This is a genomic window from Sedimentimonas flavescens, from assembly GCF_019264375.1.
Taxonomy (GTDB): Bacteria; Pseudomonadota; Alphaproteobacteria; order Rhodobacterales; family Rhodobacteraceae; genus Rhodobacter; species Rhodobacter flavescens.
Genome location: NZ_JAHVAI010000010.1, coordinates 1 through 25,463 on the forward strand (window position 1 = coordinate 1; position 25,463 = coordinate 25,463).

Sequence of the window (25,463 nt, forward strand, 5' to 3'; positions counted from 1 at the left end):
TCATCGTCGCCATCAACAAGGACGAAGAAGCCCCGATCTTCCAGGTCGCAGACTTCGGACTCGTCGCCGATTTGTTCACGGCTATCCCGGAACTCACCGGGAAGCTCTGATCGCGGGCGATACCAACGCAAAGCCCCGCCAATGGCGGGGCTTTTTCTTTTCTCAGAGCATCCGAGCCAGAACCGGCGTGATCGCCTCGGCGATCTCGCGATGAACGACGGGGCCGGGCATGGTGCTGGCCGCTAGCTCCTCCATCGGACCGAAGATCATCCCCGCAACCCCCGTGGTACGCGCCGCAACCGATGGCTGCACCTTCACCAGAACATCGGCGAAACCGCTGATCTGGGCGACAAGCCCTTCGTCGAGCAGCAGCGGCTCCGGCCCTAGCGGGTCATGGACCGACGGATCGCGATACTCTCCCAGCCAGAGCAGCACCTTGCGGCCGCCCATCCGCTCCAGAAACGATGACATGCGCGCAACCCAAGCTGTGCGCAATTCAGCCGTGATAGCGCCAAAACGCTCCGGCGCGCGCTCATGCAACACGCTCAGCAGGTGGCGGGTAAAGTTGAACTCGGCGAAATCAACCTCAGGGAAGAGGCTGCGCAGCTGGTTCGAGGCCTTCAGGAACCGATCGTTCCGCCGCGGATGGACCGAGTAGAAACGGTTCGACATGTTATGCGCCCCCATCAGCTGGACCACTGTCAGCTTGGCGCGGCGCGAGGCCCCCAGCACGGCCGGTTCGTTGAAGAACACATCGATCCCGGCGTTCAGATAGCCGAAGTTGATGACCGGCAGGCCCAGCTTGGCTTCGACCAGACTGGGCCAGGGGTTCTCGACGAACTTGCCATAGGTCTCGCCACCGCCGAAGGCCGCCAGATAGGGTTCGGTCAGATCGCGCCTTGGGCCCCGAAACAGCAGCTTCGAGGGGCCGTAGCGGCACGGAAAGTAATCAAGGGCACCTTCGCCCGGATATTCGAAAGCCATTTTCCCCACCCAAGTTTCGACTCACCCAAGGGCATGATCGCAGCCAACCCTTGCCAAAGGGCTAAGGGGAAAATGTCGCGCTTTTCCTCAGCAAAACCGGCTGATTGCGCTTGCGCTGCGGCGCAGCAAAGCTATCATTCTGCAACCGCAAACGAGAGGCGAAAATGGGTATTCAATCAGTCGGAATCGTCGGCGCAGGCCAGATGGGCAACGGGATCGCGCATGTCTTTGCCCAGTCGGGCTATGAGGTGCTGCTGAACGACATCGCACAGGAAGGCCTCGACCGGGCTATCGCGACGATCACCCAGAACCTCGACCGGCAGGTCTCGCGCGAGAAGATCACCGAGGCCGACAAGATCGCCGCCCTCAGCCGCATCAAGACCACGCTGACGCTGACCGACCTTGGCCAGACCGATCTTGTCATCGAGGCCGCGACCGAGCGCGAAGCCGTCAAGGACCAGATCTTTGCCGCCCTCCTACCGCATCTGAAACCCGAAACGATCCTGGCGACGAACACGTCGTCGATCTCGATCACGCGTCTTGCCTCGCGCACCGACCGCCCCGAGCGTTTCATCGGCCTGCACTTCATGAACCCCGTTCCGGTCATGAAACTGGTCGAACTGATCCGCGGCATCGCGACCGATGACGAGACCTACAACACCATGCTCGCCGTGGTGCATTCGCTGAAGAAGACCGCCGCCTCGGCCGAGGACTTTCCGGCCTTCATCGTGAACCGCATCCTGGTGCCGATGATCAACGAGGCGGTCTACACGCTTTACGAGGGCGTGGGGAACGTCGAGTCGATCGACCAGGCGATGAAGCTTGGCGCGAACCACCCGATGGGGCCGCTTGAGCTGGGCGATTTCATCGGTCTCGACACCTGCCTTGCGATCATGAACGTGCTGCATGACGGGCTTGCCGACACCAAGTATCGCCCCTGCCCGCTGCTGACGAAATATGTCGAAGCTGGCTGGCTTGGCCGCAAATCGGGCCGTGGCTTCTACGATTATCGTGGCGAAAAGCCCGTTCCGACGCGCTAAACGATACTCGACAAACGACAAAGGCGCGCGATTTCGCGCGCCTTTTGCTTTTCCGTTCTGGCGGGCTTAGTTCTCTTCACCGAACCGATCGGCGACCAGCGCCTCAAGCGCATCGGCCAGTCGCTCTGCCTCAAGCCCGTGGGTGGTGACCGCGATGGTGGTCCCCCGGGACGCCGCCAGCATCAAAAGCCCCATGATCGAATCGCCGGACACGCGCATTCCGTCTTTCTCGACCTCGGCACGCGCGTCGTGGGACTCCACCACCTCGACGAACCGCGCCGAGGCACGGGCGTGCAGCCCCTTTTCGTTGACGATCTTCAAGACCTTGGAAACCATTACTTCGCGTCTGTCCCGTATGCCGTATAGCTGTTGATATATTTGCGACCGGCATCGAGAGCCGCCTCGACCGCCGCGTGGACGCCGAGACTGCGCGATTTCGCAAGCTTGATCAACAGCGGCAGGTTGGCACCGTAGATGATTTCCCGCTCGCAGGCCTCGCAGGCCAGAAGGCTGAGGTTCGAAGGCGAGCCGCCGAACATATCGGTGACCACGACAACACCGTCGCCCGCATCAACCGCATCCGCGGCCGCCCGGATCTCGGACTGCTTGGCGCTCCGGTCATGGTCGTCTTCGATGGTGATGGCGCGAATACCTTCTTGCGGGCCGACGACATGCTCGACCGCCGCGAGATACTCGCGTGCTAGACCACCATGTGCCACGATCACGATCCCGATCACGCGCCGCTAGCCTCTTTCACCCCGGGCAGAACCTGTGCCTGCCGCTCCAATTCCCTGTGTCGTTTAGACACATGCCACCCTGCTTCCGCAAGCATCTTGGCCATGCTTTCCGTTACGGCAACCGATCTGTGTTGCCCGCCGGTACACCCGAAGCCCACAGACAGGTGGCTCTTGCCCTCTTCAACATGGGCCGGAAGCAGGAAAAGCAAGAGTTCCCGCACCCGGCTCACGAATTCCTCATAACGCGGATCGGCCGCAACATGCCCGGCTACCGTCGCATCAAGACCGCTCAGCGGGCGCAGTTCCGGCACCCAATGCGGGTTGGCGAGGAACCGGCAATCAAACATCATATCGAGCCCGCGCGGCACGCCGCGCTTGTAGCTGAAAGAATGGACGGTCACCGCCAGCCGGTCGCGCTGCCCCATATCGAAGAGGCGCGCGATCTCGGCGCGGCAATCGTGGATCGTCATGTCGGAGCTGTCGATCAGCACATCGGCGCGCGCGCGAATGGGGGCCAGCAGGTCGATTTCCTGCGCGATGCCGACCTCGGGCGCATCCCCGGGCGACAGCGGATGGCGGCGGCGGGTTTCGGAATAGCGCCGCAGCAGCACATCGGCCCGCGCATCCATGAAAAGGATCTCAAGCCGCACGGTCGGCGTGCGAGTCAACCGGTCGATCAGCTCGATCAGCGCGATGGCCGAGAACTCGCGGTTGCGCACGTCGATGCCAAGCGCCATGGGCTGCGAAAGCGCCCCGTCCAGCAAGCGCGGCACCAGGCTGAGCGGCAGGTTGTCGATGGTTTCGTAGCCAAGATCCTCAAGCGCCGCGATCGCGGTCGAGCGGCCTGCCCCGGATGGACCGGTCACCAGCACGACACGGCTGGCAGCCTCCCTCGTGGCCTTGCCCTCGTCACTCACGCGTGTCTCCCACCCTTCAGCCATTGCAGAACAGCGAGATCAAGATGACCATGTTGCACCCGCAGCACAAGAGGCAGAAACCTGTCTAAAAGGTTTGTTTCGCGCTTCGGCGGCAGTCTCTCGGTCTCGTCGCGCGACAGATCAACCACAAGGCGAATTCGGGCGGATGGGAGGGGCTGCGCGCGCAGAATCCCAACGCCCCGCGCCTCGATCAGGCCCGAGATCGACTCGGGCGCGCTGGCGACAACATCGGGCCCGTCCGTACGCAACGCGACGCGGTCATCCGCCACCAGATACGCGCCATAGGCCATCAGTTGCAGGGCAAGCGTCGATTTCCCCGCGCCCGAGGGGCCAAGGATCAGCACCCCGTTCAGGGCATCCAGTGCAACACAGCTGGCGTGGAGAATGGACTGCCCGGCGTCCTCCACCCGAACCCCCGGGGTCAGAGCGGCAAGCCGACAACGAAGCGCGCACCGAGCGGCTCCGAAGTGATATCGGCCTCGGTCGGGCGAATATTCTCGGCCCAGATCACGCCGCCATGCGCCTCGACAATCTGCTTCGAGATCGCAAGCCCAAGGCCCGAATGATCGCCGAACTGGCCAACCGGCCGCTGCGAATAGAATCGCTTGAAGACCTTGGTCAGCGCCTCATCGGGGATGCCGGGGCCGGTATCCTCAACCACCACCAGCACGCGATTGTCGCGGCGCCGCGCCCAGATGCGCACCGCATCGCCGTCTTCACAGAACGAGATCGCATTGCCGATCAGGTTGACGAAAACCTGCGCAAGGCGCCCTTCAAGGCCACTGATCACGATAGGATCGCGCGGCAGGTCGATGATGAAGTCGATCCCCTTCTCGGCCGCCTGTTCGCCCAGGTGCTTGCCGACGCTGCCGACCATTTTCATCAGGTCGAAGGACTGCTCCTCTTCCTTGACCAGTTCCGAATCGAGGCGCGAGGCATTGGAGATATCGCTGACGAGACGATCGAGGCGGCGCACGTCGTGGTCGATCACGTCAAGCAGTTTGGTGCGCTGATCGTCGCGCTTGACCATGTGCAGCGAGGCCACCGCCGAGCGCAGACTGGCCAGCGGATTCTTGATCTCATGCGCGACGTCGGCGGCGAACTGTTCGTTCGCATCGATCCGGTCGTAAAGCGCAGCCACCATCCCGCGCAAGGCCGCCGAAAGACGTCCGAGTTCGTCGGGCCGCGCGGTAAGGTCGGGGATGCGCACGCGAGCGGGGCTCATCTTGCGCGCGCCGCGGTCGCTACCGATCTCAGCCGCGGCAGCCAGATCGGCCAGCGGGTTCGCAATCGTCGAAGCCAGAACGAGGCTCAGCCCGATCGAGACGATGATCGCCACGACGAACATTTGCAGCACCTGCTCGCGCTCGACCCGCACCAGCTCGTCGATCTCGCCGGCGGCCGAGGTGATCGCCAGCAGGCCCACCATCCGGTCATTCTGATAAAGCCCTGTCGCGACAGAAAAAATCGTCGATCCCGCAGGATCGCGACTGGTCGAGATCTGGGTCTTGCCGGGCTCAACCTTGGGCACCAGCGCCCCGAGCATCTTCTCGATGTCGAACGACTGATTGGCACTTTGCGTCGGGCGCATCAGCCCCGTCAGCCAGTCCCATCCGCGATTGAGCAGATCCGTGATCAGCGTGGTACGCTTGTTCGGCTCAAGCCCCTCGACCGTTCCGCGGCTGGCCGTCGGCGCCGAGTCCGAAGAGATCAGCAGGTTGCCGCGCGTGTCGAACAGGTAAAGCTGCGTGCCCTCGGGCAGCTTGATCCCGGCCAATGTGTCGGCCAGGTCGATCCCGTCACCGGCCGCAAGGTTGACGGGCGCCTCTTTCGGCATCCGCGCCTCGAAGACGTCGGCGATCAGCCCGGCCTCGTTCACGATCGCGCTTTCGCGCTGGTAGACGAGGCTGTCGCGGAACGGGTTGAGATAGAGCACCCCGGCAACCATCATGACCATGGCCATGAGGTTGAAGGTGATGATCTTGCGCGCCAGAGGCGAACGGTTCAGCGAGACGACGCCGCGCTGCGCCCGCCCCATGGACAGGTCATCATGGACGGTGCTTTCGGCACCGGTCCAATCCTCGCCGAGGACGACATCTGTATCACCGCCTCTGGCCTGGCCCAACCCTATCCGTCCCGAAATGCTCATTCTTCGTTGTAACGATAACCGATCCCGTAGAGCGTTTCGATAGCAGAGAAATCATCGTCGGCCGCCCGCATCTTCTTGCGCAGGCGCTTGATGTGGCTGTCGATGGTGCGGTCATCCACATAGACCTGATCGTCATAGGCGACGTCCATCAGCTGATCGCGCGATTTCACGAAACCCGGGCGCAGCGCCAGCGCCTGCAACAGCAGGAACTCGGTCACCGTCAGCGTGACTTCCTTGCCCTTCCAGCTGACCGAATGGCGCAGCGGATCCATGGTCAGATGGCCCCGCACGATGACCTTCGTATCCTCGGTCACGGCAACCTCGCCGGTGCTGATCGCCTCCTGCCGGCGCAGCAGCGCGCGGATGCGTTCGACCAACAGGCGTTGACTGAAAGGCTTCTTGACGTAGTCGTCGGCGCCCATGCGCAGACCCAGAACCTCGTCGATCTCATCGTCCTTCGAGGTCAGGAAGATCACCGGCATGGAGGACTTCTGCCGGATGCGCTGCAACAGCTCCATCCCGTCCATCCGCGGCATCTTGATATCCAGCACCGCCATATCCGGCAGACGCTTTCCAAAAGCCTCAAGCGCCGCCTGGCCATCGTTGAAAGTTTCGACCTCGTATCCTTCAGCCTCAAGCGTCATCGAAACCGAGGTAAGAATGTTGCGATCATCGTCGACGAGCGCGATCCTCGACATGCTCATGCCCTCTATCTGCCTATTCATTATACTTTGGAAACATTCTCTGCTTTCCGTTTCACGGAATCAACCGGCTTGTGCGAATCGGACACCCAAGCCGAATCATTCGTGACGAAAAATTCCTACGATTGACTAAATTGCCGCACCTCAGGTTCTTGGTTGCGCTAAAACGTCGATGGTTGCGCTAACTGCGTCAAACCGTTCTGTTCCTTCGCAGAACCGTCATGTTATAGGGGCCGCATTCGACGCGACCACTCGCGACGGATCGGTATCCCTTTTGGCCGGGGGTGCCGGGAGGAACCCAATGAACGCCGCGCGACGGCATCGGGAGCTACAGATGATCACTGGACGTGTGAACCCGGCGAAACGCCTGGAAGATCAAGGCATCACTGGTCTGGGCAATGTCTATTACAACCTGCTCGAGCCGGCGCTGATCGAAAGCGCGCTCAAGCGCGGCGAAGGCACGCTTGGCAAGGGTGGCGCTTTCTACTGCACGACCGGCGCCCACACGGGCCGTTCGCCCAAGGATAAGTTCGTTGTCCGCACCCCCGACGTCGAAGATACGATCTGGTGGGAAAACAACAAACCGATGGATTCCGCCAAGTTCGACACCCTCTATGCCGACATGCTCGAGCATATGAAGGGCAAGGATTACTACGTTCAGGACCTCTTCGGCGGCGCCGACGCCGAGCACCGTCTGGATGTGCGCGTCGTGACCGAACTGGCCTGGCACGGCCTCTTCATCCGCACCATGCTGCGCCGCCCCGAGCGCGCCGAACTCGACACTTTCGCGCCCGAGTTCACCATCATCAACTGCCCGTCGTTCAAGGCCAACCCGGAACGCCACGGCTGCCGTTCGGAAACGGTGATCGCGCTGAACTTCGACAAGAAGCTCATCTTGATCGCGAACACCGCCTATGCTGGCGAGAACAAGAAATCGGTCTTCACGCTGCTCAACTACATCCTGCCCGGCAAGGGCGTGATGGCGATGCACTGCTCGGCCAACCACGCGATCGGCAACCCCGACGACACCGCCGTGTTCTTCGGCCTGTCGGGCACCGGCAAGACCACGCTCTCGGCGGATCCGTCGCGCACGCTGATCGGTGACGACGAGCACGGCTGGTCGGAAAAGGGCACCTTCAACTTCGAAGGCGGCTGCTACGCGAAAACGATCAACCTGTCGAAAGAAGCCGAGCCGGAAATCTACGCGACCTGCTCGATGTTCGGCACCGTGGTCGAGAACATGGTCTTCGACGAAGAAACCCTTGAGCTGGACTTCTTCGACAACTCGATCACCGACAACATGCGCTGCGCTTACCCGCTGCACTACATCTCGAACGCGTCGGAATCGGCGCTTGGCGGTCACCCGAAGAACGTGATCATGCTCACCTGCGACGCTTACGGCGTCCTGCCGCCGATCGCGCGTCTGACCCCGGCGCAGGCCATGTATCACTTCCTGTCGGGCTTCACCTCGAAGACCCCGGGCACCGAAGTGGGCGTGGTCGAGCCGACCCCGACCTTCTCGACCTGCTTCGGCGCGCCCTTCATGCCGCGTCGCCCCGAGGTTTACGGCAAGCTGCTGCAGGAAAAGATCAACACCTTCGGCGCGTCTTGCTGGCTGGTGAACACCGGTTGGACCGGTGGCGCCTTCGGCACCGGCAAACGTATGCCGATCAAGGCGACCCGCGCGCTGCTGACCGCCGCGCTCGACGGCTCGCTGAACGCTGTCGAGTTCCGCAAGGATCCGAACTTCGGCTTCGAGGTTCCGGTCTCGGTGCCGGGCGTCGACGCCACGCTGCTCAACCCGCGCGACACCTGGGCCGACAAGGCCGCCTTCGACGCGCAGGCCTCGAAATTGGTCAAGATGTTCTCGGACAACTTCGCGCAATACGTCCCCTATATCGACGAAGACGTGAAGGCCGCAGCCATCGGCTGATAAACTACGGACAGTGAACACTGACGGGGCCGGGATCATTCCCGGCCCCTTCGCGTTTCTGCCCGCAGGTGCCATAGTTCGCCTATGATGTCCGCGATCTTCATCGCTCTTTTCTGCGCCGCTGTGCTTGGCTGGTGGCTGACGCGCCTTCCGACGCGGGTGGCCGACGCGCCCGGCGCGCCGCCGCTTCCCTCGGGGCGGCTGGCCGCGCTTTGGCCCGATCTGGAAAGCACTGGCATCGCCCCGCTGCCCGAGGCGCTGGAGGCGTTCGCGGCCCGCCTTGCGCTTTGCGATGCCGCCCGTTCCGAGATCTGCGCGCAGTATTACCTGTGGCGCGGCGATCATTCCGGCACGCTCCTGTTCGAGGCGCTCTTGCGCGCGGCAGATCGCGGCGTGCGGGTGCGACTGCTGCTGGATGACAATGCGACCGCGGGGCTCGATGCGCGGCTGGCCTGTCTCGACGCCCATCCGAATATCGAGCTGCGCCTTTTCAACCCCTTCCCCCTGCGCTTCCCGCGCCTGCTCGGCTACCTGTTCGATTTCCCGCGCCTCAATCGCCGGATGCACAACAAGATGCTGATCGCCGACGGGGCCGCCGCGATTCTCGGCGGGCGCAACATCGGGGACGAGTATTTCAACGACCTGTCCTCGATCGGACTGTTCATGGATATGGATGTCTTCGTGGCGGGTCATGCGGTGCGCGCCGCGCAAGAGACTTTTGAGACCTACTGGGCCTCGGAGCCCGCATGGCCAGCCGAACGCCTTATCCGGCAGACGCCCCGTCGGGTGCGGAAAGGCCGCAACACTCAGGAGAGGGCACTTCAGGCCGCGCGGGGGACACGGTTTTCGGCCCTGCTCGCCGAAAGCCTCTCGGCCGCCGATCTGGGAACCTCGGCGCTGAGCTTGCACGAGGCCCCTGTCCGCCTGATCACCGACCCGCCCGAAAAGGTCCTAGGTCGCGCGCGCAAGCGACATCACCTGTTCCCATCGCTGCGCTTGGCCCTCGGGCGCCCGCAGGAGAGCTACGATCTGATCTCGCCCTATTTCGTACCCCGGCGACGCGACGCCAAGGAAATCCGCGCCATGGCGAAACGCGGCATTCGGGTGCGGGTGTTGACCAATTCGCTTTCGGCCTCTGATACGCCCATAGTGCATACCGGCTACGCCTGGCAGCGCCATGCGCTGATCCGCGCTGGCGTCGCCATCTACGAATATTCCGGCGACGGAAAGGTGCAGTTGCGTCGCGGCCTGATCGTGCGCAACCGCCACGGCACCGCCCCGTTCACGCGCAACAAGCTGCATGCCAAGTTATTCTCGGTCGATCGCAAGCGTGTCTTCATTGGCACGTTCAACTTCGACCCCCGTTCGCTGTTTCTCAACACCGAGATGGGAGTGGTCGTGGAAGATCCCGCATGGGCCGAGGATCTGCACCGCACCTTCGATCGAACCGTGCCGGATCTTGCCTGGCGTGTGGGGCTGCGGCGCGGGCATCTGATCTGGACCCGCCGGACCGAGGACGGCGGCGAGGAAACCATCCGCCACGAACCCGGCGCGCAATTGTGGCAGCGCGGGCTGATCGTTCTTCTTGCCTGGCTGCCGATCAAGGGCCTGCTTTAGGGTTTCTTGCGCGTGCGCTTGACCTTGCGGGCGATGCCGCGCTCCTTTGCCTTGATCGCGGCAACCTTGCGGCCCCGCCGGAAGGGCTTCTTGCCACCCTTGCCGGGGCCGGGAAGGCTGGCGCCCTCCAGTTCCAACAGCTCCAACTCCAGCCCGCCGGTCATCGGGATCGCCTCGCGCAGGCGCACCAGCACCCGCTGGCCGATGCCGATCACCGTGCCGCTGTCGGCACCGGTCAATTGCTGCGCGTCACGGTCATAGTGGAAGAACTCGCGCCCGATCTCACGCACCGGGATCAGGCCATCAGCGCCGGTTTCGTCGAGTTTCACGAAAGCGCCGAACTTCTGCACGCCCGAGATGCGCCCGGTGAACTCGCTGCCCACGCGATCCGACAGATAGGCCGCCAGATAACGGTCGGTCGTGTCGCGCTCGGCCGCCATTGAGCGGCGCTCGGTCTCCGAGATTTGCTGCGCGGTCTCATCGAGGATCTCGATATCCTGCGCGCTCAGCCCGTCCTTGCCCCAGCCATGGCCCAGGATCAGCGCGCGATGCACGATCAGGTCGGAATAGCGCCGGATCGGCGAGGTGAAATGCGCGTAGGACCGCAGCGCCAGCCCGAAATGCCCAAGGTTCTGCGGCGCATAATAGGCCTGCGTCATGGCCCGCAACGTCGAGATGTTCACCAACTCGTCGAACTCGGAGCCTTCGGCCTGCGCCAGAAGCCGGTTGAGATGCGCAGTCTTCAGCACCTGCCCCTTGGCCAGGTTGAAGCCCGACGCCTGCGCAACCTCGCGCAGCGCCTCGATCTTTTCGGGGGAGGGTTCTTCGTGCACGCGGTAGAGCAGCGGGCGGCGCAGCCGTTCGAGCTCCTCTGCGGCGGCGACATTGGCCAACACCATGAATTCTTCGATCAGCTTATGCGCGTCGAGACGCTCCTTGAAGCGCACCGAGGCGACCTTGCCGGCCTCGTCGATAACGATCTGGCGTTCGGGCAGATCAAGATCAAGCGGCTGGCGCGCCGCGCGGGCGCGCACCAACGCGTTGTAGCATTCATAAAGCGGTGCGATGACCTCATCGACAAGCGGGGCGGTCTTTTCGTCCGGGCGCCCTTCGCGCGCGGCTTGAACCTGCGCGTACTCGAGCGAGCCGACCGAACGGATCATGCCGCGCGTGAAGCGATGGCTGAGCTTGTGGCCCGCGCTGTCGATCTTCATGCGCACGGCCAGAACCGCGCGCGGCACGTGTTCGTGCAGCGAGCAAAGATCGCCCGAGAGCCGGTCGGGCAGCATGGGCACGACGCGGTCGGGGAAATAGGTCGAATTGCCGCGCTTGCGCGCCTCGCGGTCCAGCGCCGAGCCGGGGCGGACGTAATGCGCAACATCCGCGATGGCGACCCAGAGGATATGGCCCCCCTCGTTATTGGGGTCATCGTCGGGCATCGCAAGACAGGCGTCATCGCGGTCGCGCGCATCGGCCGGGTCGATGGTGACGAAGGGCAGCTCGCTCAGATCCTCGCGGCCCTCCAGGTCGGCGGGGCGCGCGGCATCGACCTCGGCGATCACGGCATCGGGGAAGTCGTCGGGGATGCCATGCTGGTGAATCGCGATCAGTGAAACGGCGCGCGGCGCGGTCGGGTCACCCAGACGTTCAATCACACGGGCGCGCGGCAGGCCCATGCGGCCGCGCGGGCCGATCTGCTCGGCCTCGACCAGCTCGCCGTCGCGGGCGTCCTGCGTGGCGCCGGCCCCCACGACCCATTCCTTTTGCTCACCCTTGTCGATGGGCACGATGCGCCCACCCTCGGCGCCCTTGCGGAAGATGCCGACGACGCGGTGCTGCGCCTCGCCGACCTTGCGGATCAGGCGGGCCTCATAGTCATAACCTTGCCCCGAGACCTCGGCGATGCGGGCGAGAATACGCTCGCCCGCCGCCAGTGCCGGGTCACCCGATTTGGCGATGAAGAGGATGACCGGCTCGGGGCCTTCGCCCTCCCATTCGATGGCGCGCGCCCAGAGATCGCCGGAACTGTCGGCCGGGAGGATTTCGAGCACAGAAACGGGCGGCAGCTTGGCGCTGTCGTGGTAGGACTTGCGGCGGCGTTCGAGCAGCCCCTCGTCGGTCATCTCGCGCAGGATGCGTTTGAGTTCGATCTTGGCAGCGCCCTTGATCCCGAAGGCCTTGGCGATGTCACGTTTCGCACCGGCGCCGGGGTGGTCGGCAAGCCATGCGAGGATCTGTTCTTTGGTGGGCAACTGGTTCATGGCTTTGCCTATCATGGGCCTGTGCGGGCGTCACGCGCGAAGCGGGGCGCTGCCCCGCACCCCGGGATATTTCCGCCACATTGAAGATCAGAGGCGTCTCAACATGTCCCGGTGCGGGATGCCCGCATCGTCATAGATGGGACCGAAGGCCGCAAATCCAAGCTTTTCGTAGAAGGGCAGCGCATGGGTTTGCGAGCCAAGCTGCGCCGCGGTGCAGCCGCGGTCTTTCAGGTGCTGGCAGGCTGCCCGGATGAGCGCCGCACCAAGACCCGTTCCGCGCGCTTCGGGCAAGACGCAGACCCGGCCGATCTTGCCCGTCTCGTCCTTGATGAAAAGCCGCGCGGTGCCGACCGGGCGATCCTCCACGAAGGCCAGAAGGTGAATCGCGATGTCATCGAGATCGTCGATCTCGAGTTCCTCCGGGACGCCCTGCTCCTCGATGAAGACTGTGCGGCGCAGTGCGTGGCAGGCCGCGAGGTCTTCGGTCACGACGATCTTCATGCGAAATAGTCCCGCAGGCAGCGCATATAGATCGCCTTGAGCTGGGTGATCTGCGCGATCTCGATGCGTTCATCGACCTGGTGCATAGTCTGGCCGACGAGGCCGAATTCGAGCACCGGGCAGTGATCCTTGACGAAGCGCGCATCCGAGGTGCCGCCCGAGGTCGAAAGCTCGGGCTTGAGGCCGGTCTCGGCCTCGACGGCGCGGGCGACCAGTTCGACGAAGGGGCCCGGCGGGGTGAGGAAGCTTTCGCCTGAAATCTCTGTACGAATGCTCAGACGCACGCCGGTTTCGGCCTCGACAAGGCGCGCGAGCCCCTCGCCCCATTGGGTCAGCGAAGCGCCGGAGTGGGAGTCGTTGAAGCGGATGTTGACCGTTGCGCGGGCCTTGGCGGGGATCACGTTATTGGCCGGATTGCCACAGTCGATGGTGGTGATCTGGAGCGTCGACGCATCGAAATGCTCGGTGCCGCTGTCAAGCGGGTTCGCCGTCATGCGGTGCAGCAGGTCCACCAGCGCGTGCAACGGGTTCTTGGCGCGATGCGGATAGGCGGAGTGGCCCTGCACACCCTCGGCCTCGATATAGAAGGTCATCGAGCCGCGGCGGCCGATCTTCATCATCTCGCCCATCGTGTTCGGGCAGGTCGGTTCGCCGACAAGGCAGACCGACATGGCCTCTCCCTCGTTGGCCATCCAGTCCAGAAGGGCGCGGGTGCCGTCATGGCCGACACCCTCTTCGTCGCCGGTGATGGTCAGCACGATGGCGCCTTCGGGCGGGGTCAGCAGCACGAAATCGATGGCGGCGGCGACGAAAGCCGCGACGCCCGATTTCATGTCGGTCGCGCCGCGCCCCCAGAGCACGCCGTCGTGGATCTCACCGCCGAAGGGATCGTGCGTCCAGGCTGCGGCATCGCCCACCGGCACCACATCGGTGTGGCCATTGAAGCCGAAGGTCTTCGCGCCCTTCTCGCCCCAACGGGCAAAGAGGTTGGGGATCCCGTTGCGATCGACACGGCTGCAGGCGAATCCCGCCGCGCCAAGAACGCCCTCAAGCAGTTGCAGCGCGCCGCCCTCGAACGGGGTGACCGAGGGGCAGCGGATCAGATCCGCAGTAAGTTTGACGGGATCGAGCGACATGGCGGGCTCCTTGTTCGAGTTGTCCAAGGCTTAGCTGCGGGCGCGGACAAGCACAACGCCCAGCAATCCGATAAGCGCGCACAGATCGGGCTTTCATTCGCGCCGAACTGCGGCATACTGGAGGCATATAAAAACTAGCCCCGAGGCAGGGCGACACGAGCAGGGCAACGTCCCTCCCCTAGACCAGACCGCCACCCCGCAAGGGTCGGCGGCGCGCGTGTTTTCTGCCATCGGTGCGCAAGAGGCACGAGGCAGTCATGCAGGCACATGCGGGTTGGATTGCGGCGCATCTCCCGGGACTCGGGCGGATCATGTTTGACCAGCACCCCCTGCCGGTTTCGGTTGTGCGCGGCAGCTTGATGGTCGAGTTCGCGCTGATCCCCGGCGAGGCCGAGATCCTGCCTCTGGCCCATGTCACCGGACGCGGGGCGCAGGCGCGGTTCTTCTCGCTCGGTTTCACGGCGGATGAACAGGTCTCGGTGATGCAGCGGCAGGGCATGGCGTTTCACGCGCTCTCTCTGGATGCTAGCGACGCATTGGCCTGTGGCGGGCCGATGCGCCTGATCTGGCGTTGGGACGTGGCGGCGGGCGAAAGCGTTCTGGCGCTTGAGTCGCTGACGGATAGCTCCCTGCGCCACCGCGTCGGCGGCCTGCCGCTAGCCATGCCGCGCGAGGATCTTCTGGCGCTGGCCGCCGGAACCGGCACAGCGCGGGTCGGGCCTCGGGTCGAATGGCTGGCCTTTGGCGATCATCGGCACCCGCTTGGGCCCGCGGGTGCACTGGCACCGCTGACGCAGATCGCCACGCCGCAGGGCTGGCGCGCGGTTGGCGCACTGCGCCCGGGCGATCTGGTCGAGACCGCTGATCACGGTGCCCAGCCGGTGCTGTGGTCGGGTCGGGTGCCCCTGCCCGCGCTTGGCCACCTACGCCCCGTGCGGCTCTGTGCGCCACATTTCGGCTCCGCCAACGATCTTTGGGTCGCGCCGCACCAGCGCATCGCCCTGCCCGGCGCGGGTGGCGCGCTGACCGAGGCACGCGATCTGGTCGATGGCCTTCACGCCATCCAGCCCGACCGCCCGAATGTGCTGAACTGGCACGGGATCTTGCTGGACCAGCCCGCGCTGCTGATCGCCGAGGGCTGCCTTGTCCAAAGCCTCGACATCGGGCGTTTGCGCCGCCAGCCTGCATTGGCTGCCCTGAGCACGCTGGCCGACACGGCATTGCCCGAGCACGCGGGCGCTGAGCGGCCGATGCTGACGCGCGGGCAGGCTTTGCAGGCGCTTGGCGCTCGGAAAGCTGCCTGACGGCACACTTTGCGCGCGACACATTCGGTCACATTTCGCCGCTGATACGAATTTTTATTGCGCTGCAACTGCAAAACCCCTAAGCACTGTGCAACCGCAGAAAGGAACCGATTCATGGCGCATGATGGGGCTGACATGACCAATATCCATATGACCGACCTGCTGGCGCTGACCGAGGCCACGCTGCCCGAAATCGCCAAGATCACCGCCGATGCGACCGACGCGCTGCGCGCCCTCGTGACCCGCGACGGCAAGGTCTCGGGCGCCGCGCTTGAAGAAAACCAGTTTGCCGCACACGCCCTGTCGTGGCTGGCCACCTACAACCAGTCGCTGATCCAGCTGCGCGGTTGGGCCGGTCGCATCGCCGAGGACGGTGAGTTCGGCGCCATGGAAAGCCTGATCCTGCAAATCGGCTTTGGCGAATATCTCGCGCAGATCTCGGGCGGCATTCCGATGAGCCAGGGCGAGGTTGCGCGCCTTGCCGATCTGGGCGTCAGCTGGACCCCGGGCCCCGAGGCCGCCAAGCTGATCGCCGAGGGCAACAGCCCCGCCGCACGCCAGACGCTGGTCGCCATGATGCGCGACAATCAGGGCCGTGCGCTCTTTGGCACCTCGGGCCTCGACGAAGACCTCGAAATGATCCGCGATCAATTCCACCGCTATGCCGAGGAGCGCGTGATCCCCTTCGCGCACGAGTGGCACCTGAAGGATGAGCTGATCCCGATGGACACCATCAACGAACTTGCCGAACTGGGCGTGTTCGGCCTGACCATCCCCGAGGAATACGGCGGGCTTGGCCTGTCCAAGGCCTCGATGGTCGTGGTGACCGAAGAGCTTTCGCGCGGCTATATCGGCGTAGGCTCGCTTGGCACGCGCTCGGAAATCGCGGCGGAACTGATCCTGTGCGGCGGCACCGAGGAGCAGAAGGCGAAATGGCTGCCGGGCCTTGCCTCGGGCGAGATCCTCTCTACCGCCGTCTTCACCGAACCGAACACCGGCTCGGATCTGGGCTCGCTGCGCACCCGCGCGGTGAAGGACGGCGATGACTGGGTCGTGACCGGCAACAAGACCTGGATCACCCATGCGCAGCGCACCCATGTGATGACGCTGCTGGCCCGCACCGACCCGAACACCACCGACTATCGCGGCCTGTCGATGTTCCTGGCCGAGAAGACCCCGGGCACCGACGACAACCCCTTCCCGACCCCCGGCATGACCGGCGGCGAGATCGAGGTTCTGGGCTATCGCGGCATGAAGGAATACGAGCTTGGCTTCGACGGCTTCCGCGTGAAGGGTGAGAACCTTCTGGGCGGCGAGGAAGGCAAAGGCTTCAAGCAGCTGATGGAGACCTTCGAGAGCGCCCGCATCCAGACCGCCGCGCGCGCCGTGGGCGTTGCGCAATCGGCCTGCGAGATCGGCATGCAATACGCCATCGACCGCAAGCAGTTCGGCAAGTCGCTGATCGAGTTCCCGCGCGTCGGGGGCAAGCTTGCCATGATGGCTGTCGAGATCATGATCGCCCGCCAGCTGACCTATTTCTCGGCCTGGGAAAAGGATCACGGTCACCGCTGCGACCTTGAGGCCGGCATGGCCAAGCTGCTTGGCGCCCGCGTGGCATGGGCGGCAGCCGACAACGCGCTGCAAATCCACGGCGGCAACGGTTTCGCGCTGGAATACGCGATCTCGCGCATCCTGTGCGACGCGCGCATCCTCAACATCTTCGAGGGCGCGGCTGAAATTCAGGCGCAGGTCATCGCCCGCCGTCTCCTGGGCTGAGCCTGCAATAATCGAGCAGTCGACGGGGCCTTCGGGCCCCGTTTTGCATTGCGCCTGTCACACATTTGAGCACTGTAGCGGCAAAGGAGCCCGCCATGATCCGCAACGCCACGCCCGCCGACGCCCCCGCCATCGCCGCGATCTACAATGATGCCGTGTGCAACACGACCGCGATCTGGAACGAGGTCGAGGTCGATGCGGCGAACCGGGTCGATTGGATGCAGGCGCGTCAGGCGGCGGGGCTGCCCGTGCTCGTGCTAGAAGAGGCGGGCGAGGTCATCGGCTATGCCAGCTACGGCCCGTTTCGCGCTTTCGACGGTTTTCGCGGTACGGTCGAGCATTCGGTCTATATCCGCACGGATCTGCGTGGCGGCGGGCGCGGGCGCGCGCTGCTGGAGGGGCTGATCGAACATGCCCGCGCCGATGGGTATCACGTCATGGTCGGCGCGATCGAGGCGGGAAATGCAGGTTCGATGGCATTGCACAGCAAGCTCGGCTTTACGCATGTCGGGACGATGCCGCAGGTCGGGCAGAAATTCGGGCGCTGGCTGGATCTCGCGCTGCTGCAACTGGTGCTGGACAGGCGCGCTCAGCCCTGACGGGCAAGCGCATCGATCAGACGATTGCGGGCCTCGGGCAGTGCGCGGCGGCTGTGTTCGGCGGCGAAAAGATCGAGAAAATGGCCGGTCAGCTTTAGCCCCTGGACGATTTCGGCAACAGTCGCGGGGCCTTGGCCGAGCAAGCATTGCGGCAGGGGGAGGAGGCGCGGCGCCCAGTCTCCGGCGGCCTGACGCGCGACCGCGCGGCCCGTGCGCGGGCTGACATAGGCGAGATCCTCGCGCCCGCCGGTAAGGGCGCAACGGCTGAGGTCGAGCCCGAAGCCGAGTTCCTCGAGCAGCGCCATTTCCCACTGCAGGTAATCGACGGGCCAGCCCTCATGCGCGAGGCCGATCACGTCGAAAAGCGGTTCAGTCGCAGCATAAAGGCGCGGATGTGGTTCGCGTTCGGGCAGCGCGAAGCCAAGCATCGCACAGACCGCGTTGAGCCCCATGAGCGCCAGCCGATCAGACATCGCGCCCGCGCGGGAGCGAAGCGGTTCGATCGTGAAACTGCCCAGATGATCTTCAAGCCGCGCGCGCCAGCCAAGCGACACATGGTGGCCCGGTTGCAGCGTGGCCGCCATCTTGCGCGACGCGCCTCCCCGCACGACGCCCGCGTGGCGGCCATGCTCAGCCGTGAAAACCTCGACGATCGCCGAGGTCTCGCCATGCGGGCGGGTGGAAAGAATGGTGCCGCGGTCGTGCCAGTCCATGCCGGTCTCGGGTGGGAGAGGCGGGGGGCTGTCTGCCCCCCGGTCCCCCCGAAGGTATTTCAGCCAAGAAGAAAGGGAAAGTCAGTCGCTCAGCCCGTCCTGCTCGAGCAGGGTCGTGCCGTCGCGGCTTTCGATCTCGATCACCCACAGGTCGGGGTCGAAGCTGCGCTGTTTGCGGATAGAGGCGTCGACTTCGGGCTCGGGCCCTTCGGTCAGCGCCACCCATTTGCGCGCGCCGGTCGCAAGATCGAAGCTGCGTTGCCAGAGCGTGGCCTGACCGTCGAGTGTCGCGCATTTGACCATGACGGAGCCCGCGTCGGGCTGGCCGCGTGCCGCGAGATAGGCCGGGATATGGGCGAGTTCGAGGCGTTTGAGATAGGCCCGGACCCAGAGTTCCGAGGTCAGGCGGGCCTGCATCTCAATCGCCGTCCTTGAAGTCGAGCCCCATCTCGGAATAACGCTCTGCCTCTTCGAGCCAGTTCGGGCGCACCTTGACCTGCAGGAACAGGTGGACCGGGCGGCCGAGGAATTCGCTCAGATCCGCGCGGGCGGCGGTGGAGATCGCCTTGATCGTCTCGCCGCCCTTGCCCAGAACGATGCCCTTGTGGCCTTCGCGGGCGACATAGATCAGCTGGTCGATGCGGGTGGAGCCGTCCTTGCGGTCCTCCCATTTCTCGGTCTCGACGGTGAGTTGGTAGGGGATTTCCTCATGCAGGCGCAGGGTCAGCTTTTCGCGCGTGACCTCGGCGGCGATCTGGCGCATCGGCAGGTCGGCGATCTGGTCCTCGGGGTAGAACCAGGGGCCGAGCGGGAGTTCCCCGGCGAGCCATTCGCGCAGGTCATCGACGCCGTAGCCGCGCTCGGCCGAGATCATGAAGGTCTTGACGAAGGGGAACTCGGCATTCGCGGCCTCGGCGAGTTCCAAGAGTTTCTCTGCCTTGACCCGGTCGATCTTGTTGATGGCGAGTGCAACCGGCTGGGTGCCCTCGCGCTCTTTCAGGGCCGCGATGATGGCGCGGGTGCCTTCGGTCAGGCCGCGATGCGCCTCGATCAGCAAAACGACGATATCTGCGTCGGAGGCCCCGCCCCAGGCGGCGGAGACCATGGCGCGATCCAGTCGGCGGCGCGGACGGAAAATACCGGGCGTATCGACGAACACGATCTGGCTGTCGCCCGCCATGCAGACGCCGCGAATGCGGGCGCGGGTGGTCTGCACCTTGTGGGTCACGATCGAGACCTTCGCCCCAACCATCCGGTTGAGCAGGGTCGATTTGCCAGCGTTCGGTTCACCGATTAGGGCCACAAAGCCCGCGCGAGTCGTCATAGGATCTCCTTGAGGTTCTTGCGGCTGGCATAGTGGAAATGCGCGCGGCTGGCCAGATTATTCGGCTTTGCGGCGGCCGGGGGCAGAAGGGATTGCAGCCGGATACAGATGGCCGCCGCATCAGCAGGGCGAAGGCGGGGTGGCGAAATCAGCCCTGCGGCGCCTCCAGCCGAGCCAGAAGGGCCTTGGCGGCGGCCTGTTCGGCCTGACGTTTGGCCTTGGCGGCGGCGCGTTCGACCTCACCATTGGCCAGTTGCGCCTCGATGGTGAAGACGGGCGCGTGGTCCGGGCCCTCGCGCGAGACGGTGACGTATTTCGGCGGCGGCAGGCCGCGCGCCTGCGCCCATTCCTGAAGCGCAGTCTTGGCGTCGCGGGCATCTTCCTCGACGGCGTCGATCCGGTCACCCCAGAGCCGCAGCACCAGATCGCGGGCAGCCTCGAACCCCGCATCGATATAGACAGCGGCGATCACCGCCTCCATCGCGTCACCCAAGAGGGCCTCTTTGCGGCGCCCGCCTGACATCATCTCGGACCGGCCGAGCTTGAGCACGGCGCCAAGATCGATCTGGCGCGCGACATCGGCGCAGGTTTCCTTGCGCACCAGCGCATTGAAGCGCGGCGCCAACTGCCCTTCGGAGGCGGACTTGTCAGCACGAAACAGCGCTTCGGCCATGGTCAGGCCCAGAACGCGGTCGCCCAGAAACTCAAGCCGCTGGTTGTCGGGCCGCGTGGCCGAGCCGATCGAGGAATGCGTCAGCGCGCGCACCAGCACCTCGGGCCGCGCGAAACGATGCCCGAGGCGCCCCATGAAGGCCTCGATATCTGCGCCGATCTTCACTCGATCGCCTTGAAGAAGCGGTCCGGACGCCAGGTCCAGAAGAAGAAGAGCGAGCGGCCCGCGGAGGAGAACATCACCCGGTCAGCGCGACCGATCAGATACTCCGCGGGAACGAAGCCAAGCCCACCGGCGGCAGCCGGGAAACGGCTGTCTTCCGAGTTGTCGCGGTTGTCGCCCATGAAGAAATACTGGCCCTCGGGGACGGCGAAGACGGGCGTATTATCGGCCACCCAGTTGTTGGTGATGTTCAGGATCGAATGGGTCGCGCCATTGGGCAGCGTCTCGATCTTGCGCTCCTTGATGCAGGTTCCGCCCTGCCCGACCGGATCGTTGGAGCAGCGCGGCATCAACCCCTGCGGGCCCTGCAGGTCCTTCACTTCGGTGAACTGGCCGCCATCTTGCACCTGCACGGGCGAGCCGTTGATTTGCAGCACGCCGTCGATCACCTGCACGCGGTCGCCCGGCAAACCGACGACCCGCTTGATGAAATCGACGCCGCGGGTCGGGTGGCGGAAGACCACGACATCACCGCGCTCGGGCTCGGAGCCAAATAGGCGGCCCTCGATCGGGCAGGCCGAGAACGGGCAGCTATGCGCCGAATAGCCATATGCCATCTTGTTGACGAAAAGGAAATCGCCGATCAGCAGCGTGTCCTTCATCGAGCCCGAGGGGATCCAGAACGGCTGGAAGAACAGGGTGCGGAACACGCCCGCGATCAGCAGTGCCCAGAAGACCGTCTTGATCGTCTCGACAACTCCGCCATCAGTTTTCGTCGCCATGCTTTTCCCGCCCTGGTCTGAAAGTTCCGCCTTCCTTGGCCCGCCGCGCCGCGCAAGTCAAGGAAGCGGCCGCGCCTCGATCACCACGAAGGCCTGCGCCCAGGGGTGATCGTCGGTCAAGGTCACGTGAACGATGGCGGAGTGACCCGGCGGCGTCATCTCGCGCAGGCGTTCGGCCGCCCATCCGGTCAGCTCCATCACCGGCTGGCCCGAGCGCAGATTCGTCACGCCCATGTCCTTCCAGGCGATCCCCATGCGCAGCCCGGTGCCAAGCGCTTTCGAGCACGCCTCTTTCGCCGCCCACCGTTTCGCATAGGTGCCGGCGGTATCGGCGCGGCGCTCGGACTTGGCAATCTCGGTCTCGGTGAAGACACGGTGGCGGAAGCGGTCGCCGAAGCGTTCGAGCGTCGCGGCGATCCGGTCGATATTGGCGAGGTCGGTGCCGATGCCGAGGATCATCCGCTCACTCGCCCCGTGCGGCGTCCATCAGGTGGCGCATCTGCTTGATCGCGTTTTCAAGCCCGATGAAGACCGATTCCGCGATCAGGAAATGGCCGATGTTCAGTTCGCGCACCTGCTTGATCTCGGCGATCGGGCCGACGGTCTCGAAGGTCAGGCCGTGGCCCGCGTGAACCTCTAGCCCGAGACTATGGGCATAGGCGGCACCGGCGCGCAGGGCCTCCAGCTCGGCATCGCGTTCGGCGAATTGGCCGGCATAATGCAGATCGCAGTAATGACCGGTGTGCAGCTCGACCACCGCCGCGCCAATGCGGGCCGATGCCTCGATCTGCCGCGGGTCGTGGCCGATGAACATGGAGACCCGCGCCCCCGCTTCGCGCAACGGCGCTATAAAATCGCCAAGACGATTGTCGTCACCCGCCACATCGAGCCCGCCCTCGGTCGTGCGCTCCTCGCGTTTTTCGGGCACAAGGCATACGGCATGGGGCCGCGTCGCGAGCGCGATACGCTGCATCTCCGGCGTAGCCGCCATTTCGAAATTCAGCGGAATGCCGATCCCTGCTTTCAGAACGGCCATGTCCTCATCGCGAATATGGCGGCGATCCTCGCGCAGATGCGCGGTGATCCCGTCGGCGCCTGCGGCCTCCGCCAGCCTGGCGGCGCGCAGCGGGTCCGGATAGGCCGAGCCGCGCGCGTTGCGAATGGTGGCGACGTGGTCGATGTTAACGCCAAGACGAAGCGAATGGAGCATGATGTCCTCCGAAGATTGCGCGCGGAGTATGCGCGAGAGCCGGGGCGGTTTGAAGGGCATCCCGAACGCTTTGCCAAGAATTCTGGTGGCGTTCAGACGTCTTCGGCCGGCGGTTCCTGGCGGTTGTTCTCTTTGCGCTCTTCGCGCTTGTGCGCAAGTTTGGCGCGGATCTTCTCAAGCCGCTCCTTGAGCCGCGTGCGCCGGCGCTTCTGGTAGGCGTCGATGATCGGCAAAGAGACATAGTAGCAGATCAGCCCCGAGACGATGCCGGGAATGAAGCCGCCGACCAGATAGGGCAGCCAGATATCGTTGAAGAACTGCGCCAGACCGCCCCATTCGGTCTGGGCGGGCGTGAAGGCAGCGACGATATTGTGCTTCAGATCGTGCCCGGCCGCGAGGAAGGTCTCACCCAGTGTATCGACCTGATGGCCATCCACCGTGCGCCCGAGCATCCACTGCCCCAGCTTGACCGAGCTGACGGCGATGATGGGAAAGGTGATCGGATTGCCGAAGAACGTGGCAAGAAGCGAGGCGATGATATTGCCGCGCACCATGAGCGCGACTGCCGCCGCAGTCAGAAAATGAAACCCGAAAAACGGCGTGAACGAGATGAAGACGCCTGCGAAGACCCCGCGCGCGATGCGATGCGGCTGATCAGGAAGGCGATTGACGCGGTGTTTGACGTAGTGAAAAGCGCGGGTCCAGCCGCTGCGGGGCCAGACTGACTCGCGCAGGGTGCTCAGGAAGGGGCGTTTTTCGCGCCGTTTGAAAACCACCGTTCTTCCTTCCGCCCGCCAGGGCTGCCTCAGGGCTTGCGCGCCAGATCTCGCCAGCGCTGGACCTGCGCCACATCTGTCTCGGCCTCGAGCGCCGTGAGCAGCGTATGCAAATGTTCCACATCCCGCATCTCGACTTCAACCATCAGCGAGTAGAAATCCGGCTTGCGGTCCATGAATTGCAGATCCGAGATATTTGCCTTCTGCTGCCCGATCAAGGTGCAGATATGTCCCAGCACCCCGGCATCGTTCGAAATCGTCAGCTTGAGCGTGGCCGAGTAAACCGGCGGGTGCTGTCCGGGCTGCCAGTGCAGATCCACCCAGCGACCCGGCTGCTCTTCGAATTCCTCAAGCGCGGGGCAGTCGATCGCGTGGATGACCACGCCTTGACCGCGATAGGTGATGCCAACGATCCGCTCGCCCGGAAGCGGCTGACAGCAGCAGGCCCGGCGGAAGCTCTGATCCGCGCCAAGGCCGATCACCGCACGCGTCGGCTCGATCGTTTCGGCGCCGCGAGCGATAAGTTCGGGGTACAGCGCCTCCAGCACCTCGCGCGCGGTCAATTCGGCCGAACCGAGGCGGGCCAGCAGTTCGATGTCGTCGGGTAGCCCGAGCGCCTTGGCCGCGGTGCGCAGCGCCTTGTCGGTGACCTTGCGCCCGACATGCTCGAAAGCCACGCGGGCAAGCTCGGCCCCGAGCTTGACGAAGCGCGAGCGATCCTCTTCGCGCAGGCTCTTGCGGATCGCGCCCTTGGCGCGGCCGGTCGCCACGATATCAAGCCAGGTCGGCTGCGGGCGCTGCCCGGCGGCGGTGATGACCTCGACCGACTGACCGTTCTTGAGGCGGGTCCAGAGTGGCACGCGAATGCCATCGACCTTGGCGCCGACGCAGGAATTGCCGATCCTGGTGTGGATCGCATAGGCGAAGTCGATCGGTGTCGCGCCCTTGGGCAGCTTGATCACGTCGCCCTTGGGCGTGAAGCAGAACACCTGATCGGAATACATCTCGAGCTTCACGTTCTCGAGGAACTCGTCGTGATCGCCCTCGGCAAAACGTTCGGTCAGCGAGTTGAGCCATTTCGCCGGATCGACCGCAAAGGGGTTCTCGGCGCGCTGCCCGTCCCGGTAGGACCAGTGCGCCGCCACGCCCGCCTCGGCGACCTCGTGCATCTGCCGGGTGCGGATCTGCACCTCGACACGCTTGCCATCGCGGCCCGACACAGTGGTATGGATCGAGCGGTAGCCGTTCGTCTTGGGCTGGCTGATGTAATCCTTGAACCGCCCCGGCACCGCGCGCCAGCGGCGGTGGATCAGCCCCAGAACCCGGTAGCAATCCATCTCGGAGGCGGTGATGACGCGAAAACCGTAGATGTCGGAGAGCCGCGAGAAGGCAAGCTGCTTTTCCTCCATCTTGCGCCAGATCGAATAGGGGCGCTTGGCGCGGCCAAAGACATCCGCGTCGATCTGCGCCTCTTCCAGCAGGTGGCGGATGTCATGCGTGATCTTGGGGATCACGTCGCCCGATTCCTTTTGCAGGCTGACGAAGCGACGGATGATCGAGGTGCGCGCCTCGGGGTTGAGGACCTTGAAGGACAGATCCTCCAGTTCCTCGCGCATCCATTGCATACCCATGCGCCCGGCCAGCGGCGCGAAGATCTCCATCGTCTCGCGCGCCTTCTGCGCCTGCTTGTCCACGCGCATCGACTTGATCGTGCGCATGTTGTGCAGACGGTCGGCGAGTTTCACCAGGATCACCCGCAGATCCTTGGACATGGCCATGAACAGCTTACGGAAGTTCTCCGCCTGTTTCGAGGCGTTCGAAGACAGTTGCAGGTTGGTCAGCTTGGTCACGCCATCGACCAGTTCCGCAACCTCGATGCCGAACAACTCGGAGACCTCGGTATAGGTCGAGCGCGTGTCCTCGATCGTATCGTGCAGAAGCGCGGTGATGATCGTGGCATCGTCCAGCCGCTGCTCGGTCAGGATGGCGGCAACGGCGACGGGATGGGTGAAATAGGGCTCGCCCGAATGCCGGAACTGCCCTTCATGCATTTTCAGACCGTAGGCATAGGCCTTGCGGATAAGTTCGGAATTTGTGCGCGGGTTATAGTTGCGAACGAGCGCGATCAGGTCTTCGACGTCGATCAT

Annotated in this window: 25 protein-coding genes and 1 pseudogene; 7 read left to right on the forward strand and 19 right to left on the reverse strand. The window is 64.3% G+C overall.

The genetic code is table 11. From position 1 onward, the window contains the following. A pseudogene (locus tag KTQ37_RS10660) lies at positions 1 to 110 on the forward strand (electron transfer flavoprotein subunit alpha/FixB family protein); the annotation flags it as partial. Between the two features lie 52 nt (positions 111 to 162). Here the strand turns inward: KTQ37_RS10660 and KTQ37_RS10665 are convergent. Then, positions 163 to 984 carry a DUF6473 family protein gene (locus KTQ37_RS10665; RefSeq protein WP_218630502.1) on the reverse strand — a complete coding sequence of 274 codons (822 nt, stop codon included), beginning with the start codon at positions 982 to 984 and terminating at the stop codon, positions 163 to 165. 164 nt (positions 985 to 1,148) lie between these two features. Between KTQ37_RS10665 and KTQ37_RS10670 the strand changes: the two genes are divergently transcribed. After that, positions 1,149 to 2,024, forward strand: a complete 876-nt coding sequence (locus KTQ37_RS10670; RefSeq protein WP_218630503.1) for a 3-hydroxybutyryl-CoA dehydrogenase — start codon at positions 1,149 to 1,151, stop codon at positions 2,022 to 2,024. 66 nt (positions 2,025 to 2,090) lie between these two features. Here KTQ37_RS10670 and KTQ37_RS10675 read toward each other — a convergent pair whose 3' ends face one another. The 6 genes from KTQ37_RS10675 to KTQ37_RS10700 are packed head-to-tail and all read right to left on the reverse strand — an operon-like array spanning position 2,091 to position 6,546. Next, entirely contained in the window at positions 2,091 to 2,360 is a 270-nt protein-coding gene (locus KTQ37_RS10675; protein WP_218630504.1) for an HPr family phosphocarrier protein, read from the reverse strand. Continuing rightward, on the reverse strand, positions 2,360 to 2,761 hold the full coding sequence (locus KTQ37_RS10680; protein WP_218630505.1) for a PTS sugar transporter subunit IIA: 402 nt from the start codon (positions 2,759 to 2,761) through the stop codon (positions 2,360 to 2,362). The genes KTQ37_RS10675 and KTQ37_RS10680 overlap by 1 nt, the downstream gene beginning before the upstream one ends. After that, positions 2,758 to 3,678, reverse strand: a complete 921-nt coding sequence (rapZ, locus tag KTQ37_RS10685; RefSeq protein WP_328799718.1) for an RNase adapter RapZ — start codon at positions 3,676 to 3,678, stop codon at positions 2,758 to 2,760. Before rapZ ends, KTQ37_RS10680 begins: the two co-directional genes overlap by 4 nt. Further along, positions 3,675 to 4,106 carry an HPr kinase/phosphorylase gene (locus KTQ37_RS10690; RefSeq protein WP_218630507.1) on the reverse strand — a complete coding sequence of 144 codons (432 nt, stop codon included), beginning with the start codon at positions 4,104 to 4,106 and terminating at the stop codon, positions 3,675 to 3,677. The genes rapZ and KTQ37_RS10690 overlap by 4 nt, the downstream gene beginning before the upstream one ends. Before the next feature lie 14 nt (positions 4,107 to 4,120). Further along, positions 4,121 to 5,848 (reverse strand): sensor N-terminal transmembrane domain-containing protein, encoded by a 1,728-nt coding sequence (locus tag KTQ37_RS10695; RefSeq protein ID WP_218630508.1) that lies wholly within the window; start codon positions 5,846 to 5,848, stop codon positions 4,121 to 4,123. After that, the gene (locus KTQ37_RS10700; RefSeq protein ID WP_218630638.1) at positions 5,845 to 6,546 is read right to left on the reverse strand and encodes a response regulator transcription factor; all 702 of its coding nucleotides are present in this window, start codon (positions 6,544 to 6,546) and stop codon (positions 5,845 to 5,847) included. The genes KTQ37_RS10695 and KTQ37_RS10700 overlap by 4 nt, the downstream gene beginning before the upstream one ends. Before the next feature lie 337 nt (positions 6,547 to 6,883). Between KTQ37_RS10700 and KTQ37_RS10705 the strand changes: the two genes are divergently transcribed. Both KTQ37_RS10705 and KTQ37_RS10710 read left to right on the forward strand, forming a co-directional pair. Then, positions 6,884 to 8,482: a phosphoenolpyruvate carboxykinase gene (locus KTQ37_RS10705; protein ID WP_218630509.1), complete on the forward strand. Its 1,599-nt coding sequence runs from the start codon at positions 6,884 to 6,886 to the stop codon at positions 8,480 to 8,482. Between the two features lie 87 nt (positions 8,483 to 8,569). Then, entirely contained in the window at positions 8,570 to 10,099 is a 1,530-nt protein-coding gene (locus KTQ37_RS10710; RefSeq protein ID WP_218630510.1) for a phospholipase D-like domain-containing protein, read from the forward strand. Here KTQ37_RS10710 and rnr read toward each other — a convergent pair. The 3 genes from rnr to dapE form a co-directional block, all read right to left on the reverse strand. Further along, complete coding sequence (rnr, locus tag KTQ37_RS10715; protein WP_218630511.1) at positions 10,096 to 12,360, reverse strand: ribonuclease R; 2,265 nt, start codon at positions 12,358 to 12,360, stop codon at positions 10,096 to 10,098. The two genes, KTQ37_RS10710 and rnr, sit on opposite strands and share 4 nt — an antisense overlap. Before the next feature lie 87 nt (positions 12,361 to 12,447). Beyond that, positions 12,448 to 12,861, reverse strand: coding sequence for a GNAT family N-acetyltransferase (locus tag KTQ37_RS10720; protein WP_218630512.1), 414 nt, complete (start codon positions 12,859 to 12,861; stop codon positions 12,448 to 12,450). Next, on the reverse strand, positions 12,858 to 13,997 hold the full coding sequence (gene dapE, locus KTQ37_RS10725) for a succinyl-diaminopimelate desuccinylase (RefSeq protein ID WP_218630513.1): 1,140 nt from the start codon (positions 13,995 to 13,997) through the stop codon (positions 12,858 to 12,860). Before dapE ends, KTQ37_RS10720 begins: the two co-directional genes overlap by 4 nt. 311 nt (positions 13,998 to 14,308) lie before the next feature. Between dapE and KTQ37_RS10730 the strand changes: the two genes are divergently transcribed. The 3 genes from KTQ37_RS10730 to KTQ37_RS10740 all read left to right on the forward strand — a co-directional run bounded on the left by KTQ37_RS10730 (position 14,309) and on the right by KTQ37_RS10740 (position 17,676). Beyond that, a complete protein-coding gene (locus KTQ37_RS10730; RefSeq protein WP_218630514.1) occupies positions 14,309 to 15,301 on the forward strand; it encodes a Hint domain-containing protein in 993 nt (330 codons plus the stop codon). A gap of 114 nt (positions 15,302 to 15,415) precedes the next feature. Then, entirely contained in the window at positions 15,416 to 17,077 is a 1,662-nt protein-coding gene (locus KTQ37_RS10735; RefSeq protein WP_218630515.1) for an acyl-CoA dehydrogenase family protein, read from the forward strand. Between the two features lie 95 nt (positions 17,078 to 17,172). Further along, on the forward strand, positions 17,173 to 17,676 hold the full coding sequence (locus KTQ37_RS10740) for a GNAT family N-acetyltransferase (protein WP_218630516.1): 504 nt from the start codon (positions 17,173 to 17,175) through the stop codon (positions 17,674 to 17,676). Here the strand turns inward: KTQ37_RS10740 and recO are convergent. From recO to KTQ37_RS10785, 9 genes are all read right to left on the reverse strand, one after another. After that, a complete protein-coding gene (recO, locus tag KTQ37_RS10745; RefSeq protein ID WP_218630517.1) occupies positions 17,667 to 18,389 on the reverse strand; it encodes a DNA repair protein RecO in 723 nt (240 codons plus the stop codon). The genes KTQ37_RS10740 and recO overlap by 10 nt on opposite strands. Before the next feature lie 81 nt (positions 18,390 to 18,470). Then, positions 18,471 to 18,806: a DUF1491 family protein gene (locus tag KTQ37_RS10750; RefSeq protein WP_218630518.1), complete on the reverse strand. Its 336-nt coding sequence runs from the start codon at positions 18,804 to 18,806 to the stop codon at positions 18,471 to 18,473. Between the two features lies 1 nt (position 18,807). Then, positions 18,808 to 19,713, reverse strand: coding sequence for a GTPase Era (gene era / locus KTQ37_RS10755; RefSeq protein WP_218630519.1), 906 nt, complete (start codon positions 19,711 to 19,713; stop codon positions 18,808 to 18,810). Positions 19,714 to 19,861: 148 nt separating this feature from the next. Next, on the reverse strand, positions 19,862 to 20,551 hold the full coding sequence (gene rnc, locus KTQ37_RS10760) for a ribonuclease III (RefSeq protein WP_218630520.1): 690 nt from the start codon (positions 20,549 to 20,551) through the stop codon (positions 19,862 to 19,864). Next, positions 20,548 to 21,330, reverse strand: a complete 783-nt coding sequence (gene lepB, locus KTQ37_RS10765; protein ID WP_218630521.1) for a signal peptidase I — start codon at positions 21,328 to 21,330, stop codon at positions 20,548 to 20,550. Before lepB ends, rnc begins: the two co-directional genes overlap by 4 nt. A 57-nt stretch (positions 21,331 to 21,387) precedes the next feature. Then, positions 21,388 to 21,789, reverse strand: a complete 402-nt coding sequence (acpS, locus tag KTQ37_RS10770; RefSeq protein WP_218630522.1) for a holo-ACP synthase — start codon at positions 21,787 to 21,789, stop codon at positions 21,388 to 21,390. Between the two features lie 4 nt (positions 21,790 to 21,793). Next, positions 21,794 to 22,540 carry a pyridoxine 5'-phosphate synthase gene (locus KTQ37_RS10775; protein ID WP_218630523.1) on the reverse strand — a complete coding sequence of 249 codons (747 nt, stop codon included), beginning with the start codon at positions 22,538 to 22,540 and terminating at the stop codon, positions 21,794 to 21,796. Between the two features lie 92 nt (positions 22,541 to 22,632). Beyond that, complete coding sequence (locus KTQ37_RS10780; protein WP_218630524.1) at positions 22,633 to 23,316, reverse strand: DUF2062 domain-containing protein; 684 nt, start codon at positions 23,314 to 23,316, stop codon at positions 22,633 to 22,635. 29 nt (positions 23,317 to 23,345) lie between these two features. Next, positions 23,346 to 25,463, reverse strand: coding sequence for a RelA/SpoT family protein (locus tag KTQ37_RS10785; protein WP_218630525.1), 2,118 nt, complete (start codon positions 25,461 to 25,463; stop codon positions 23,346 to 23,348).

What these genes read in the sequence shown, in the direction of transcription:
- KTQ37_RS10665 (WP_218630502.1), bottom strand. Translation starts at nt 984, where the DNA reads ATGGCTTTCGAATATCCGGGCGAAGGTGCCCTTGATTACTTTCCGTGC.
- KTQ37_RS10670 (WP_218630503.1), top strand. Translation starts at nt 1,149, where the DNA reads ATGGGTATTCAATCAGTCGGAATCGTCGGCGCAGGCCAGATGGGCAAC.
- KTQ37_RS10675 (WP_218630504.1), bottom strand. Translation starts at nt 2,360, where the DNA reads ATGGTTTCCAAGGTCTTGAAGATCGTCAACGAAAAGGGGCTGCACGCC.
- KTQ37_RS10695 (WP_218630508.1), bottom strand. Translation starts at nt 5,848, where the DNA reads ATGAGCATTTCGGGACGGATAGGGTTGGGCCAGGCCAGAGGCGGTGAT.
- KTQ37_RS10700 (WP_218630638.1), bottom strand. Translation starts at nt 6,546, where the DNA reads ATGTCGAGGATCGCGCTCGTCGACGATGATCGCAACATTCTTACCTCG.
- KTQ37_RS10705 (WP_218630509.1), top strand. Translation starts at nt 6,884, where the DNA reads ATGATCACTGGACGTGTGAACCCGGCGAAACGCCTGGAAGATCAAGGC.
- KTQ37_RS10710 (WP_218630510.1), top strand. Translation starts at nt 8,570, where the DNA reads ATGTCCGCGATCTTCATCGCTCTTTTCTGCGCCGCTGTGCTTGGCTGG.
- rnr (WP_218630511.1), bottom strand. Translation starts at nt 12,360, where the DNA reads ATGAACCAGTTGCCCACCAAAGAACAGATCCTCGCATGGCTTGCCGAC.
- KTQ37_RS10720 (WP_218630512.1), bottom strand. Translation starts at nt 12,861, where the DNA reads ATGAAGATCGTCGTGACCGAAGACCTCGCGGCCTGCCACGCACTGCGC.
- dapE (WP_218630513.1), bottom strand. Translation starts at nt 13,997, where the DNA reads ATGTCGCTCGATCCCGTCAAACTTACTGCGGATCTGATCCGCTGCCCC.
- KTQ37_RS10730 (WP_218630514.1), top strand. Translation starts at nt 14,309, where the DNA reads ATGTTTGACCAGCACCCCCTGCCGGTTTCGGTTGTGCGCGGCAGCTTG.
- KTQ37_RS10735 (WP_218630515.1), top strand. Translation starts at nt 15,416, where the DNA reads ATGGCGCATGATGGGGCTGACATGACCAATATCCATATGACCGACCTG.
- KTQ37_RS10740 (WP_218630516.1), top strand. Translation starts at nt 17,173, where the DNA reads ATGATCCGCAACGCCACGCCCGCCGACGCCCCCGCCATCGCCGCGATC.
- recO (WP_218630517.1), bottom strand. Translation starts at nt 18,389, where the DNA reads ATGGACTGGCACGACCGCGGCACCATTCTTTCCACCCGCCCGCATGGC.
- KTQ37_RS10750 (WP_218630518.1), bottom strand. Translation starts at nt 18,806, where the DNA reads ATGCAGGCCCGCCTGACCTCGGAACTCTGGGTCCGGGCCTATCTCAAA.
- era (WP_218630519.1), bottom strand. Translation starts at nt 19,713, where the DNA reads ATGACGACTCGCGCGGGCTTTGTGGCCCTAATCGGTGAACCGAACGCT.
- lepB (WP_218630521.1), bottom strand. Translation starts at nt 21,330, where the DNA reads ATGGCGACGAAAACTGATGGCGGAGTTGTCGAGACGATCAAGACGGTC.
- acpS (WP_218630522.1), bottom strand. Translation starts at nt 21,789, where the DNA reads ATGATCCTCGGCATCGGCACCGACCTCGCCAATATCGACCGGATCGCC.
- KTQ37_RS10775 (WP_218630523.1), bottom strand. Translation starts at nt 22,540, where the DNA reads ATGCTCCATTCGCTTCGTCTTGGCGTTAACATCGACCACGTCGCCACC.
- KTQ37_RS10785 (WP_218630525.1), bottom strand. Translation starts at nt 25,463, where the DNA reads ATGATCGACGTCGAAGACCTGATCGCGCTCGTTCGCAACTATAACCCG.